The organism is Roseburia faecis (assembly GCF_001406815.1).
In the GTDB taxonomy this organism is placed as follows: domain Bacteria; phylum Bacillota; class Clostridia; order Lachnospirales; family Lachnospiraceae; genus Roseburia; species Roseburia faecis.
In genome coordinates this window covers 69,728-84,739 of the sequence record NZ_CVRR01000003.1, presented here as the reverse complement: position 1 = coordinate 84,739, position 15,012 = coordinate 69,728, and the positions used below count along the sequence as shown (strand labels likewise).

Annotated in this window: 14 protein-coding genes; 2 read left to right on the top strand and 12 right to left on the bottom strand. The window is 46.0% G+C overall.

Going from position 1 to position 15,012, the window contains the following annotated elements; all coding sequences use genetic code 11:
- Positions 1–146 precede the first annotated feature (146 nt).
- A complete protein-coding gene (locus M72_RS00430; RefSeq protein WP_055066783.1) occupies positions 147–1,892 on the top strand; it encodes a DUF885 domain-containing protein in 1,746 nt (581 codons plus the stop codon).
- A 16-nt stretch (positions 1,893–1,908) separates the two neighbouring features.
- Here M72_RS00430 and rsmI read toward each other — a convergent pair whose 3' ends face one another.
- Complete coding sequence (gene rsmI / locus M72_RS00425) at positions 1,909–2,763, bottom strand: 16S rRNA (cytidine(1402)-2'-O)-methyltransferase (protein ID WP_055066782.1); 855 nt, start codon at positions 2,761–2,763, stop codon at positions 1,909–1,911.
- A 247-nt stretch (positions 2,764–3,010) separates the two neighbouring features.
- On the opposite strand from rsmI, the gene M72_RS00420 reads away from it, so the two are divergent.
- Positions 3,011–4,363, top strand: a complete 1,353-nt coding sequence (locus M72_RS00420) for an MATE family efflux transporter (RefSeq protein ID WP_055066781.1) — start codon at positions 3,011–3,013, stop codon at positions 4,361–4,363.
- Here M72_RS00420 and M72_RS00415 read toward each other — a convergent pair.
- The 11 genes from M72_RS00415 to M72_RS00365 all read right to left on the bottom strand — a co-directional run bounded on the left by M72_RS00415 (position 4,342) and on the right by M72_RS00365 (position 14,977).
- On the bottom strand, positions 4,342–5,145 hold the full coding sequence (locus M72_RS00415) for a DUF6033 family protein (protein ID WP_055066780.1): 804 nt from the start codon (positions 5,143–5,145) through the stop codon (positions 4,342–4,344). The two genes, M72_RS00420 and M72_RS00415, sit on opposite strands and share 22 nt — an antisense overlap.
- A 32-nt stretch (positions 5,146–5,177) precedes the next feature.
- Positions 5,178–5,960, bottom strand: a complete 783-nt coding sequence (locus M72_RS00410; protein WP_055066779.1) for a hypothetical protein — start codon at positions 5,958–5,960, stop codon at positions 5,178–5,180.
- A complete protein-coding gene (locus M72_RS00405; protein WP_055066778.1) occupies positions 5,941–6,657 on the bottom strand; it encodes a hypothetical protein in 717 nt (238 codons plus the stop codon). The genes M72_RS00410 and M72_RS00405 overlap by 20 nt, the downstream gene beginning before the upstream one ends.
- 219 nt (positions 6,658–6,876) lie before the next feature.
- Positions 6,877–7,239, bottom strand: coding sequence for a type II toxin-antitoxin system HicB family antitoxin (locus M72_RS00400; protein WP_022046786.1), 363 nt, complete (start codon positions 7,237–7,239; stop codon positions 6,877–6,879).
- Positions 7,223–7,480 carry a type II toxin-antitoxin system HicA family toxin gene (locus M72_RS00395; protein WP_055066777.1) on the bottom strand — a complete coding sequence of 86 codons (258 nt, stop codon included), beginning with the start codon at positions 7,478–7,480 and terminating at the stop codon, positions 7,223–7,225. Before M72_RS00395 ends, M72_RS00400 begins: the two co-directional genes overlap by 17 nt.
- A gap of 49 nt (positions 7,481–7,529) precedes the next feature.
- Positions 7,530–8,993 carry a sensor histidine kinase gene (locus M72_RS00390; RefSeq protein ID WP_055066776.1) on the bottom strand — a complete coding sequence of 488 codons (1,464 nt, stop codon included), beginning with the start codon at positions 8,991–8,993 and terminating at the stop codon, positions 7,530–7,532.
- 6 nt (positions 8,994–8,999) lie between these two features.
- Positions 9,000–9,713, bottom strand: coding sequence for a LytR/AlgR family response regulator transcription factor (locus M72_RS00385; RefSeq protein ID WP_070103622.1), 714 nt, complete (start codon positions 9,711–9,713; stop codon positions 9,000–9,002).
- A gap of 32 nt (positions 9,714–9,745) precedes the next feature.
- Positions 9,746–10,057 (bottom strand): hypothetical protein, encoded by a 312-nt coding sequence (locus M72_RS00380; RefSeq protein WP_055066774.1) that lies wholly within the window; start codon positions 10,055–10,057, stop codon positions 9,746–9,748.
- Positions 10,058–10,352: 295 nt separating this feature from the next.
- Positions 10,353–12,848, bottom strand: coding sequence for an excinuclease ABC subunit UvrA (locus M72_RS00375; protein WP_055066799.1), 2,496 nt, complete (start codon positions 12,846–12,848; stop codon positions 10,353–10,355).
- Between the two features lie 193 nt (positions 12,849–13,041).
- On the bottom strand, positions 13,042–14,661 hold the full coding sequence (ptsP, locus tag M72_RS00370; RefSeq protein WP_055066773.1) for a phosphoenolpyruvate--protein phosphotransferase: 1,620 nt from the start codon (positions 14,659–14,661) through the stop codon (positions 13,042–13,044).
- 58 nt (positions 14,662–14,719) lie between these two features.
- Entirely contained in the window at positions 14,720–14,977 is a 258-nt protein-coding gene (locus M72_RS00365; RefSeq protein WP_055066772.1) for an HPr family phosphocarrier protein, read from the bottom strand.
- Between the last annotated feature and the right edge of the window lie 35 nt (positions 14,978–15,012).

Here is a 15,012-nt window from a genome sequence, read left to right as displayed (position 1 = left end):
GCCTCCTGTTTGCGTTCTTAAATCATTGTATGGGCTTTGCTTTTTTCATATTCCTTTTGCAATTACCGGATAAACCCAAAAGGGAAGGCATAGCCCAGGCTTTCCCTGCATAAATTTTCTTAAGTTTTCTTACAGGAGTTTCTGGTATGAAACATCTTTTGAAAAAACACCGGATGCTTTCCGTGGGTATTTTTCTGGCTGCGGTGCTCTCCATTATTTATGCAGCCATCCTCTCCCCTGCCGGAAAAAGTACCGGTTCTTTTTCTGAATTTTGTACCACGCTTTTTCGCGAAGAGATGAAATCCAACACCATGAATCTGCACTTTACGCTAAAAGATCCAAAAGCTGCCGGCATTGACTCTTATGAGATCACGCTTGGCAGTCTGTCCGGTGACAGTCCTCATAACCAGGCCAGACAGCTCAAAAAACTTTCGGAAGAACTCAAAAAATATTCTCACCGCTCTCTCAAAGGAAAAGACCGCCTGACCTGCCGGCTGCTTTCCGATTATATTTCACGCCAGCAGAACCTTGCTGCCTATCCCTATTACGATGAACCTCTGACCCCTTCCGGTGGTGTCACCTCACAGCTGCCTGTGCTTCTGGCAGAGTATACTTTCCGCAATACCAGAGATATTAAAGATTATCTCGGACTGTTGTCGCAGATGGATACTTATTTTTTAGGGATTTTAGATTATGAACAAAAGAAAGCCGATGCAGGACTTTTCATGTCCGATGAAGCCTGCTTAAAAGTCATTGAAGGGTGTGAAGTTTTCACCGAACATCCCGATGACAATTTTCTGATCGATACGTTTTCCAATCGGTTAAATGCCATGGATGGGCTTACGGATACCCAAAAGAATGCTTATTTGAAGCAACATTCCAAAGTTCTGAGTGATCATGTCATTCCGGCTTACAGCCAGATGATCAAAGGACTTACCATGCTGCTGGGACGGGGACATAACAACTGGGGGCTTTGTAACTTCCCGGAAGGAAAAGCCTATTACGAGGCGGTCGTGTCTGCAGATACGGGCTGTGATGACAGCGTGGAAGATCTGTTTTCCCAGATTGCCAAAGCCCGGCGGGAAGATCTCACGTTCTGTCAGAATCTTTTGGAAAAAAATCCGAAACTTGCTTCCCAGTCTCCGAAACCCGATGCTGCCTTGAAAGAGGAAAATGCCATGCTTTCCCGGCTGCAAAAAGAAATCCTTACTGACTTCCCGGCACCACCACAGACAGAAGTGGAAATCTGCCACGTTGATCCGGCACTCAGTGAGTACTTGGCTCCCGCCTTTTATATTACGGCTCCGATTGATGATATTTCACATAACCGGATCTACATAAACGATGCTAAAAATGATACGGATATCTATTACTTTACAACGCTTGCGCATGAAGGATATCCCGGTCATCTGTACCAGACCATCTGCACCTCCTCCTATGGTGCTCCGGAAGTCCGCTCCCTCCTCAACTATCCTGGTTACACCGAAGGCTGGGCAACCTACACCGAAATGCAGGCTTTTTATTATGCCGGACTTAACCCGGATCTTGCCTCCCTGTTACAGCACAACCAGGCTGCAACACTCAGTCTCTATGCCACAGCGGATATCGGGATTCATTATTTTGGATGGGAAAAAGAAAAAACCGCCGCATTCTGGAGCGAATACGGCGTAGATGATACTGCCACGGTAAACAAAATCACGGATCTGATCCTCGAAGAACCGGGAAACTACCTAAAATATTATGTTGGCTATCTGAAATTCCGCCAGATGCGTGAACAGCTTGCGCTCGAAAACAAAAGCTTTTCGGTGTCTGCATTTCACGAAGCAATCCTTCGCACCGGTCCTTCACCTTTTTCCGTTCTCGAAGAAACCGTGCGGGATCAGTTAAAATAAAGTCCATTGATCTTTTTTATTTTAACAGTGCCTGATAGATATCGCGCTTGCTGACCCCACGGTCTTTTGCAACACGTTTCATGGCTTCCTTGCGGTCAATCCCCTGGGACTCGTAATGCGCCATGTGTTCCTCCAGGGAAAGTGCTTCCCATCCGGCCTGTTCCTCCTTTTTCATCTCTTCGCGGGAGCGGCCGGCAATGATAAGCACATACTCCCCACGTGGCTCATTGACTTCGTAATAGGATAAACTGTCCGCAAGCGTCATCTGCAGCTTTTCTTCATGCCGCTTGGTCAGTTCCCGGCAGATGGTAAGCCTGCGGTCTCCGCCGAGGGCATCCGAAAGTTCCTGCAAAGTGCGCACAAGGTGGTGTGGTGCTTCGTAGATAATAATCGTACGTGTCTCGGTCTTTAATTCTTCAAGCACCGCCTGATGCTCCTTTTTATCCTTGGGAAGAAACGCCTCAAATGCAAACCGGCGTGTCGGAAGTCCCGACATGGTCAGTGCGGTGATACAGGCGGCTGCGCCCGGCAGCGAAGTGACCGGAATCCCTTCTTCATAGCAGATGCGCACAATATCCTCCCCGGGATCGGAAATGCCCGGTGTCCCTGCATCTGTAATTAATGCAATGTTTTTACCCTCACGCATTTTTGCGACAAGCTGGTAGGCCTTATCGATTTTGTTGTATTCGTGATAGCTGGTCATCGGTGTCTTAATCTCGAAATGATTGAGCAGCCGGATGGAGTTTCTCGTATCCTCTGCTGCGATCAGATCCACTTCCTTGAGTGTCCGCAGTACACGGTATGTAATATCCTCAAGATTACCGATCGGGGTGGCACACAGATAGAGTGTGCCGGTTTTATGTTGTTCCATGGGAGTTCCTTCCTCTTCGTTTCTATACAGGCGATTGCGAAACAGGTACGAACGTTATGCGCTGCACCGGTTTCGCAATTGCCTGTATTTAAGAATAGGATGAAACTATCATACTTGTCAAGTCGCAAAATTATAACTGACTCCGCACCGCACACCGGGCAATGCAATCATTAATCGAATACTCCCTTTCCCATTGAAAAATATCGTGCTAAAATATATCTGGAAGTAAGAAAAGAGGATTTCATTTATGCACGATAACACACAGCATTTATATAACAATTTGGACTTACGAAAGCTGCTGATCCCGATTATTGTGGAACAACTGCTTTCTTCTTTAATGGGGACCGCCGATACCATGATGGTCAGCAATGTCGGCTCTGCCGCAATTTCTGCCGTTTCCCTGGTGGACTCCATCAATATTCTTGTCATTCAGGCACTGTCTGCCTTATCTGCCGGGGGCGCGATCCTGTGCTCCCAGTATCTCGGCAGCCAGAACAAAAAAAATGCCAACCGTTCTGCTCGGCAGGTTTTGTTTGTCATGGTCATTCTGTCTGTAACTTTATCCGTTTTCTGTCTGATATTCCGTGATCCGCTGCTTCATGTAATCTTTGGGAAAGTAGAACGCGATGTCATGACCAATTCCCGGATTTATTTCTTCTTTACTCTGTTATCGTTTCCGTTTATCGGACTGTACGATGCCGGTGCTTCGATTATGCGCTCCCAGAACAACAGCCGCAATCCGATGATCATCTCGGTTATTTCCAATTTTATGAACATTGGCGGAAATGCGATTTTGATCTTTGTACTTGGCATGGGCGTCGAAGGTGCGGCGATATCCACTCTGGTATCACGTATTTTCTGTGCCATCGTCGTTATCTGGCAGCTGCGCAATGACAATGCCCCGATCTGTATCCGCAATTATTTTTCCATCCGCCCCGACTGGTATCTGATTAAAAAAATCCTGTTTATCGGAATTCCGTCCGGTATTGAAAACAGTATGTTCCAGTTCGGTAAACTTGCCATCCAGTCTACGGTTTCCACACTTGGAACCGTAGCGATTGCCGCGCAGGCAATGACCAATATTCTGGAAAACTTAAACGGTATTGCTGCCATAGGCATCGGAATCGGACTGATGACCGTGGTCGGTCAGTGCCTGGGTGCAGGGCGCAAAGATGAGGCCATCTATTATATTAAGAAATTGTCCTGGCTGTCAGAGGCAGTCATCATCGCAAGCTGCCTGCTCGTTTTTGCACTGACCAAACCGATTACCATGCTTGCCGGAATGGAACCTGCCAGCGCGAAACTGTGCTTTTTCATGATAAGCTTCATCACGATCGTAAAGCCAGTTTCCTGGGTACTTTCCTTTATCCCACCCTATGGCATGCGCGCTGCAGGTGACGTAAAATTCTCCATGATTACCTCCTGCTGCACCATGTGGCTGTGCCGGGTAAGCCTGTGCATTTATCTCTGCCGGGTATGGGGATTTGGTCCGATTGCTGTCTGGATCGGTATGTTTTCCGACTGGACGCTGCGCGCGATCATTTTCTCCATCCGTTTCCACTCCCGGAAATGGTTAAATCATCGCGTCATTGAAAAATGATGATATTCCGTTTTGTGATCTTCCTTTGCATATTTTTCTTCGATGCTGTTTTTCATTTTATCGTATGCGGCAGCCATTCTGTTTACATGCTGGTCAAAACTGTCTGATTTTACGGCATCTGCATTACCATCTTTTTCATATACTTCTGACACTTCACTCTCAAAGCGGTTCACGTAGTCCTGATAACTGACCGAGGATAGCTGGTTGTAACTGTCCATTCCTGCCTGCGACAAAAAAAGATTGTCCGCGTACGATTTCATCTCCGTCCCGTTCATCTGCTCCTGCAGCCGTGCCACTGCCTCTTTCCTTGCTTTTTCACTTTTTGCTTTCTGTTTTTCATGGATTTTATCAGCCCAGGTGTCTTTCTTATCCTTGTCCAGTTTGGTGCTGTTTCGCGTCTGCCCGCCATCATCATCTTCCGCAATTGACCAGCCACCGACACTGCCATCCGCATTGATGACCGTTCCTGCCGCTTTTATATGGTAGCCCATACCTCCCTGGCTCATTTTTCCGCTGTATACCAGCTGCGCACAATCATAAATCAAAGCCTCATATTCCACACGTTTGTCGGGATCATTTTGCATCTGCACCAGAATATTCGGTGCGATCTGAATATTGTTTGTGCCTTTCTGTGAAAAGTTCTGTGTGTTTGTTGTAAAATTCACGCCCGGATACCGGTCCGAAAGCGCTTTTAGCGATACGGACGTGCCGCTGCCGGATTTTGCTTTCGCATATGTCAGTGCCATTTCCGACACCCAACTGTTTCCTACTTTTACTGCCATAATCTTATCTCTCCTTTTCACCCCAAAATATATTATCTGTAAAACAGTTTGTTAATTTTTGCACTCCAGTCCGCACCAATCCCCAGATCCACCGGGTAATCCTGAAACGAGGAAACTTTCTGCCGCTGCATATTTTTTTCATCCACTGCATTGTGCCACGATTCCATTACTTTCTTCTGCAGTTCATCTATAAAACCTTCCCCGTAATTTCCACCATGAAAGGTCTCGTCGATCTCTGCCATAACTTTTGCAGATGCAGCCGCAAATTCCGCTCTGGAGTTGTACGCCTTGTTTAAAGCGTCGATACGATCCTGTTTTGTTTCCTCCACAAGTGTTCCGTCCTCCTGTCTGATCCAGGTCGGGTCCCGGTCCGGATCGGAAAATTCTTCATCAATACGGTCATAAATGACCTGATAGGCTTTCGCCATGACGGTAAGAAATTCCTCCTGCGACCGCGAATGATCACCAAGTCCATTTTCTTTCTGGATCTGGTCTGCAACTTCCCCGAGTTCACAGTTGAACATACTTGCCGTGTCGATATTGTTTACCGTATTCAGTTCCTTATAAAGTTCCTCTTTTGGATTTACACCTGTGTGGGATATATTTTCATTGTCTTTTGTGTATTCTCGCCAGTCCTTCGCCTTTGCAAGACCTTCGTCGGAAATTGTTACAGTATCCACTCCGGTTGCTTCTTTTACTGATTTTCCAGGTGTACTTGCCGTGTATTTCTGCGTATCCAGCAAATTTGGTATTTCCGGTCTTTTGTAGTGATAACGTCCTGCGTAAATTTGTGAACTAGAAATATTCAGTGCCATTTTTTCCTCCCATCATGCTCTCTGTGAATATGTCAATATTTTCTTCGTATATATCTGTCACGTTTCTTCGTTCCTGCGCCCGTTTTAATGCTGTTTTCTGTTGTCTTTTCATCAGTTCTTTCATTCTTTTCTGACGCTTACTCCACCATGATTCGTCCTTTTTCCCAGACTTTTTCGGGCTTTCCGTATTCATTGGAATCCCTTCTCCATGATGTTCCTCGATCGATGCGCCGAATTTTTCTACGTTCAGAAATGATGCCTGAAACGGAAAGTGCACCGAACGGTTTTCTATCGTATAGCCAAGCACCCAGGCTTCATACTCCGGGTCATTTTTCATCTGCTCCCAGCCATCTTCGGTGATTGACCACATTTCCTTACAGTTTGCCTGTGAACTGTCAAAAGAGACGCCATCCATCAGGTTCTTAAAAAAAGCTTTATACTCATCCATTGTCATATCGCTTCTGGATATCTCATCGCCACCGCAGTTTTTCATATAGTTTTTGCCTGCCTGGACCTGCTGGTTCACATGAGATGCGGAATCCGGATGCTTCTGCTTATACTCTTTGACAACATTTTTGTATTCCTTTTGCGTCTGCTTCTCACAAGTATTCTCATTCGAAACATCCTTCTTTTGGGATACGCCTGTTTTTATATTTGTATAAGTATAACCCATAGCTGCTGTTGCACTTATATTCATTTCACAACCATCTCCTTTGCCATATTTTACTAATGTTTATATCGCCCTTTTTCTTTTTTTCTTCCAATCAAATGTAACGAATCGCCCTTTTCATGTAACGAAAAAATCAGCGGGCATATTGTACCCGCTGATTTGCTGATTTCTGTTTCTTATCTGCAATCTATATTCATCAATTCACGCAACTGAAAAGCATTTCATTTACATTTTTGCTGCATCATCTTATTTTGAAAACACCGCATCATTTTTGGAAAGAAGATATACACAATACTGATTCATGCTGATTCCTTCTCTCTGGGAATGTTCTGCCAACGATCTGTGCAGACTTCGTGGAATTCTCAATTTGAATTGCCCGGAATAATCCTCCAGACTATCTGGCTCATGAATCTCTACACCATCTTCTAATGCAGCTTCAAGCCATGCCTTTTTTGCATCTAACGCATTTTCTACTGCACTTTCTACAGTTTCTCCACAGGTAATGCACCCTGGCAGATCCGGATAAGAAACCACAAATCCACCCTCATCCTTATCTTCTATAATTTCCATACGATAGGACATTGCCATATAATCATTCAGCGTCTTCATCATTCTCCGCCTCGCTTTCTACAATCTGCCTTACCATTTCTACATATACTTTTTTGATCGGTTCATGTTTTGGTATTGTGATAGGCGCACATCCCTGCTTTCTGAACGTGTAATGACTGCTTCCACTTCTTGGTGCATTCATTTCGTACCCGCAGCTTTCCAATACTTTCCGTAACTCATCAAACCGGAGGTCTTTTGATAAATTGCATATACGTGTTATGAGTTTATCCCATTTTGACATTGTTATACCCTCCTGCTTATATTATACATGGTATCGTATATGGTGTCAATTATTCTATTCGTTCCTGAAGCATAACCGCCAGTTCAAACTCATCCTCCCGAACGGTAACTTCCGTTTTTCCATAATATTTTTCCGCACAAACTTCAATATTCCGAAGCCCCAATCCATGATTTTTGGAATCCGGTTTTGTCGTGAGCAGTCTGCCATCGCTCCGGCTTCTGACAAGTTTCCCGTCAAAACTGTTTTTAACGATAATAAAAAACATATTCTGGCGCCGGTACGCACTCAGTTCGATAAATTTTCTGCCCTCTTTTTGCCGCCTGCAGGCCTCTAACGCATTATTCAAAGCATTGTTTATGATAATGCTCAGGTCAAAAGCATCCATATTCATACTGGAAGGGAAAAGAAAGTCCGCCTGAAACGCAATGTCATAGTTTTTTGCCAGCTGCACATATCTTTGCATAATGACATCGGTCACCGGATTGCCGGTATTGTATTTCATATCCAGCTGTTCCACGGATGCCTGCAGGGAATCCAGATACTGCCGGAACGCAGTGGGGTTTCCTGTTTCCTCCTGCATCAATGCCTCCATATCCGCGATATAATTTTTCATGTCATGTTTCATCCCGCGGATTCCGGCATAAAGGTTTTCGATATCTCCGATATGCTGCTCCATTTCCCGGATCCGTTCCTGATAAATACTGATTTCGATTTTCTGGTTGCTTTCAACGATTAGTTTGTGCAGCATTTTTGCGGTAAAAATAATCATCACAATACACAACAGGGAAGTACATGGAACCATAAGATTCATCTCCGGCCGGCTGTCAAACAGCGAATGAATATCATTGTCCTCCATCGAGAACATCATGCTGCGGATCATCAGACATAACAATAGTCCGGTCACGCTTGGAAATAACACAAAAATCAATTGTGAATTTTCATAGTTTTCTTTCATTTCAAGGTACTTTTTCATCCAGACAATGATCCTGTATGTGAAGACAAGAAGCACCAGAACGTAGCTCAGATTCCAGAACATTTCAATTCCGGAATTCACTTCAAAAAACATGGTTTCTCCATACATCTGCCTGTCCAGAAATAAATATTGATTCAGATCTACCAGCTTTGTAAGCAGCCACAGAAAAAGAGGATAAATGGCAAATTTTAAGAGTTCCATTACGGAATAAAAGGTCACAACATAGTAAATGATTTTGAGTCTGCTTTCGTTGAACAAAAAAATGCCTGCCACACAGGTAACCAGCATGCTGATCAGTACCGGCAGGATACTCTGGCGGCTGTTATTCATGACCATGCTTTTCCCATAGAGCAGACTTTTTATAAAGACAGAATAGTGCAGAAAAATCTGGACTGCCACATACTGTCCCAGCAGTATCGCAGCACTATGATATTTTTTGAATGGAAAACGTGGCTGTGTTTCTTTCAACAAATTAACCAGCAACATTCCCTGCACAAAATAGCTTATGATATCGAAAACGTTGTACACAATATCTCTCATTGCAGTTTATGCCTTTCTCAGATAATTCATATAGGCAGTTACAAAATCGTTATATTTTTGTTTTGCCAGAAACACTCTATCGCCATTTTTCAGTTCAATATTGGCATTGTCATAGCGGACCACTTCCTGCAGATTCACCAAAAATCCCCGGTGCGATCGGAAAAAATGATCTCCCAGTTTCTGCTCTAACACTTCCATTTTTTCGTAAAAACTGTAGGTTTCTTCCTTCATGTTTTTCGTGTGCAGAACGATTTTTCTCGCTTCATTTTCCGCATAAATAATATTGTTGACCGGTATCTTAATGTAATTGCCATCCATTCGGATAATGAGCGGCTGTGTATTCTTTTCCTTTTTGATCTGACTGATCGCCTTGTCCATGACTTCCATGAATTTCTGTTCATCGACCGGCTTTAAGAGATAATGAAATGCCCCTACATCATAGCCTTCAAACACATATTCCTTTAAGGCAGTCACAAAAATAATGATCACATCGGAGGTTTCCCTGATTTTCTTTGCGACTTCCATGCCGTTTGGTTTGCCACTGTCCGGCTTCCGATTCAGGGAAATATCAAGCAGAATGATATCATATACGGTCGGATCGGATAACAACTCTTCCCCATTTGCAAAGACATGGACCTGTGCATCCGTGCATTTCTCTGTCAGTTTTTTTAGGTAATCTCTAATTGGCTGTTCATCATCACATATTGCAATTTTCAGCATGCTTTCATTATTCAAAATCTACGACCTCTTTCTTACCATAAAGAAATGTCCGACAACAGATTCTGAATGGATACATTATTTTCCTGCCCATTCTTTACAAACTTATCCCGAAACATCGCCCCTGCTTTGATCACATTCTCTGAAAAATGTTCTGGCAGATTTTCCGGATTTTCTTTTTTCTTATCCTGCGCCGCTAAAAACTGCTGAGCCCTCTGACTTGAATTTTTCCAGACAGAACTTCTTCTAATCGCATCCTCAAGCATCTGTGCGGACTGATCCTGCTGCTTTGTTCTCCCTTCCAATGATTTCGCATGATCTTCAAAAGATTCCGTAAGTTTTTGCAATGCTTCCCTGCTTATATTGTATCGGCGCCTATCGTATATTTCTTTAACATCTATTATTTGAATCTCTTTAGCCTGCAGATCTGGTTGTATGATCCTTATTGATTTTATTTTAAAATCGGATCGTTTATGATCTGGACTTAGTTTCATGTAACGAAATGTCTTTTTTATGTAACGAATTTTTTTGCACAAGCTCAATATTCACCCGATATTCATTATTTTTAGACAATAAGCCATAAAAACAGCCATGCATATTCCCCAAAATACACATGGCTGATTTACTCTACAAAAGCAAATTTCACAGATACCGTCCCGTAACGCTATCTTCATTTCCCACAATCTCCTCCGGTGTCCCAGTTGCAATCACCCGGCCGCCGTCATCTCCGCCGCCCGGCCCCATATCAATGATATAATCGGCGTTGCGGATCACATCGAGATCGTGCTCAATGACCAGCACCGTCGCCCCATTGTCAACCAGCGCATCAAACACGCTAAGCAGCGTCTGCACATCCAGCGGATGCAGCCCGATCGTCGGCTCATCAAACACAAACACCGAATCCGACTGTCCTTTTCCCATTTCGCTGGCAAGTTTCAGCCGCTGTGCCTCTCCGCCGGAAAGGCTCGGCGTTTCCTCGCCCAGCGTCAGATAGCCCAGTCCCAGATTTTTGAGCACTTCCAGCCGCTGATGCACAACCTTTAAATCCGCGGTTGCCTGCAAAGCGGTATTTACATCCATCTCCATCAATTCCGGCAGGGAATAGCGGTTTCCCTGTTTGTTTTCATAGCCGATCTCCCATGCCTCTTTTGCATACCGAGAACCATTGCACTCTGGACACGGCACATCCACATCCGGCAGAAACTGCACATCGAGGCTGATCTGTCCGGTTCCGTCACAGACCGGACACTTTAATTTTCCGGTATTATAGGAAAAATCGCCCGCCTTGTATTTCCGGTTTTTCGCATCCGCGGTCCGGGCAAAAATCTTCCGGAGTTCGTCGTGTACATTCGCATAGGTTGCGACCGTGGAACGGACATTGATTCCAATCGGTGACGCATCAATCAGCTTCACATGGGCGATGCCCTCTGCCGAAAGATCTTTCACATGTTTCGGCAGATGCTCTCCGTTCAGTTGCGCCTGCAGCCCCGGAATCAGGCTTTCGAGAACCATCGTGGTCTTTCCGGAACCGGATACCCCGGTCACCACGGTAAGCCTGCCCTTAGGGATGTCCACCTCCAGCGGCTTTACCGTATGGATGCGGTCGGTGGAAAGATGCAGTTTTCCAAGGGCAAACAGTTCCTCCGGTGCGATCGGCTGACGGATGCGCAGATCCTTTGTCTTTGCGAGAAATGGTCCGATCATGGAGTTTTTATTGGCAATGATCTGTGGAATACTGCCCTCTGCGATCACATATCCACCGCCCGCTCCGGCTTCCGGTCCCATCTCAATCACCCAGTCCGCCTCCGATAAAATCTGCGTATCGTGATCGACCAAAAGCACTGAGTTTCCATCTTTGATCAGATCATGCATCACGGCATTCAGTCCCACGATATTTGACGGGTGCAGACCGATCGACGGCTCATCGAGCACATACAACACGCCTGTCGTGCGGTTCCGCACCGCCCGCGCAAGCTGCATGCGCTGCCGTTCCCCGGTTGAAAGCGTTGCCGCCGCCCGGTCGAGGGAAAGATAAGAAAGTCCCAGATCCATGAGCCTTTTTGCAACGGTCTTAAACGACTCGCAGATGGATTCCGCCATCGGACGCATCTCTTTCGGCAGGGATTCCGGCACATGCGCCACCCATTCGACCAGCTCTTTCAGCGTCATTTTGCAGGCTTCCGCCAGTCCGATCCCACAAAGTTTCGGTGCACGGGCTGCCTCCGACAGCCTGCTTCCGCCGCACTCCGGGCAGACTTCCTCCTTCAAAAACTTCTCCACCCGCTTCATGCCCTTTTCGTCTTTTACTTTTGCCAGAGCATTTTCTACGGTGTATACCGCATTGTAATAGGTAAAATCCAACTCTCCTGCCTGATTGGATTTCTTTGCTTTGTAAAAAATATGCTTTTTCTCCGCCGGACCGTGATAGACGATATCCTTTTCTTCATCGGTCAGATCTTTAAACGGAATGTCGGTGCGCACGCCCATCTCCCGGCAGACGTCAGTCATTAACGACCACATCAGGCTGTTCCACGGTGCAACCGCACCCTCATCAATACTGATCGAATCGTCCGGTACAAGCGAATCCAGATCCACCGTCCGGACACTTCCCGTACCGCCACACTTCGGGCAGGCTCCCTGTGAATTAAAGGCAAGCTGCTCCGCACTCGGCGCATGGACACGTTCGCCACACTCCGGACAGATGATCTCCTGTTCTGCCGCAACTTTCAGTGTCGGCGGAACATAATGCCCGTTCGGGCACCGGTGCGACGCGAGCCGCGAATACATCAGCCGCAGGCTGTTTAACAGTTCGGTTCCCGTTCCAAACGTGCTGCGGATGCCCGGAATGCCCGGACGCTGATGCAGGGCCAGCGCCGCCGGGACATACAGCACTTCGTCGACCTGTGCTTTTGCCGCTCTGGTCATGCGCCTTCTGGTGTAAGTCGAAAGCGACTCCAGATACCGTCTGGAGCCTTCTGCATACAACACGCCAAGTGCTAACGACGATTTTCCGGAGCCGGATACGCCTGCAATCCCGACAATCTGATGCAGAGGGACATTTACATTTACGTTTTTTAAGTTGTGGACACACGCGCCCCTTACTTCTATGTATTTTGGTTCGTTGTGACTGTTTTCCATAAAGACATTACCCGTGTATGAATTATCTTGCGTATTATCTTGCGTACTTTCTTCCTCAATTATACAGAAAAACATGCGAAATTCCAATAGTGTTCCAGACAGAAAAAAGCCGGTGCATCCCAGACGATGCACCGGTTTTTCCGTTTACTATATAAAATACTCCCTTGTATCGGCTGTTAAGTCAGCCACCCTTTTAAGCTTTCAGATCCAGTGAACGGATCTCCTGCCGAACCTTTAAAATCATGGACGGGCTGACAGAAAGCTCATCATATCCCATACTAAGAAATGTCTCGGTCAGTGTCGTGTCTGCCCCAAGCTCGCCACAGATACCAACCCAGCAGCCACCCTTATGACCGTTGTCCACAATCATCTTAAGCATCTTAAGGATTGCCGGATGATGGGAATCATAAATGTTGTCAAGCTTTGGATTCTGCCGGTCGATCGCCAGTGTATACTGTGTCAGATCATTCGTTCCGACAGAGAAGAAATCCACTTCCTGTGCCAGTTCTTCGGACATCATGACAGCTGCCGGAGTCTCGATCATAATACCAAGCTCGACATCCTTGTACGGAATCTTTTCCTCATCCAGTTCTTTTTTCACTTCCTCGATGATCTTCTTTATGGTCTGTACCTCTGTGACAGAAATGATCATCGGGAACATGATGGCGATGGTTCCGTAATAGCTTGCCCGATACAGTGCACGAAGCTGTGTCTTGAATACCTCGCGGCGGTCAAGACAGATACGGATCGCACGGTAACCCATTGCCGGATTATCTTCTTTGTCGAGTCCGAAATAATCCACCTGCTTGTCCGCACCGATATCGAGTGTACGGATGATGACTTTCTTTCCTGCCATTGCCTCGGCTACCTTGCGGTATGCTGCAAACTGTTCTTCCTCGGTTGGATAATCCCTGCTCTCCAGATAAAGGAATTCGCTTCGGAACAGTCCGATGCCGCCGGCATCATTTGCCAGTACCGATGCCACATCCCCAACGCTTCCGATATTTGCATACAGGTTGATCTTTGTTCCGTCCTTTGTGATATTCTCCTTGCCCTTGAGTTCCTGCAGCAGACGTTTTTTCTCTTCATCCTCTGCTTTCTTCTTCTGGTAAGCTTCCATAACGGAGACCGGTGGATCAATGATGATCTTACCCTCGTATCCATCGACGATACCCATTTTTCCATCGACATCTTCCGGAAAATCGACACCGATCAGTGCCGGGATATTCATGGTACGGGCCAGAATCGCGGTATGGGAATTGGTGGAACCGTGACGGGTGACAAAGGAAAGCACCTTCGATTTATCAAGCTGTACGGTCTCACTTGGTGCCAGATCATCGGCAAGTAAAATCACCGGCTCATCGGCATTCAGGTCATTTCCTCCGTTGCCCTGCAGGATGGAAACTACGCGGTTTGACACATCCCTGACATCGGCTGCACGCTCACGCATATAATCATCATCCATTGCCGCAAACATCTCGGAAAATGTATCTCCGGTCGTTGCCACGGCATATTCGGCATTCACCTGCTGGCCTTCAATCATATTTGTGATGGATTCGATATAATCAAGGTCATTCAGCATCATCTGATGTACTTCAAAGATTGCTGCATTGACTTCACCGACTTCTTTTAATGCCTTATCATAAAGCCCGGCAAGCTGCTGTTTTGCGGTATCTTTGGCATCTTCAAACCGTTTTACCTCTTTTGCGGTATCTGCGATTTTCTCCCGCTTTACCTGATTTTCTGATTTGCGGTATATGGCAAGGCGGCCGATGGCCACCCCGCTGTATACGCTTTTACCCTGAATTGTCATAGCGTCACCTCATCCTTTTGCTGATTCATTCTCCGTAAACGGTTGCCGGAACGGTTTCTTACAGTTTCTCCTCTAAGAATTTGCCAAGTGCTGCGATTGCTTCCTCTTCCTGATCTCCATCCGTCTTTAATACAATTTCCTGTCCGCATTTAACACCAAGACCCATAACTCCGAGGATTCTCTTTGCGTCTACTTCCTTGCCATCCTTGCTGATGGTTACTTTACATGGATATGCAGCGGCTGCTTTTACCAGCTCGCCTGCCGGTCTTGCGTGGATTCCCTGCTCGTCTTTGATGGTATAAGTAATTTCTTTCATGATCATTCTCCTTTTCAAATTTTGTTTCTTTACCA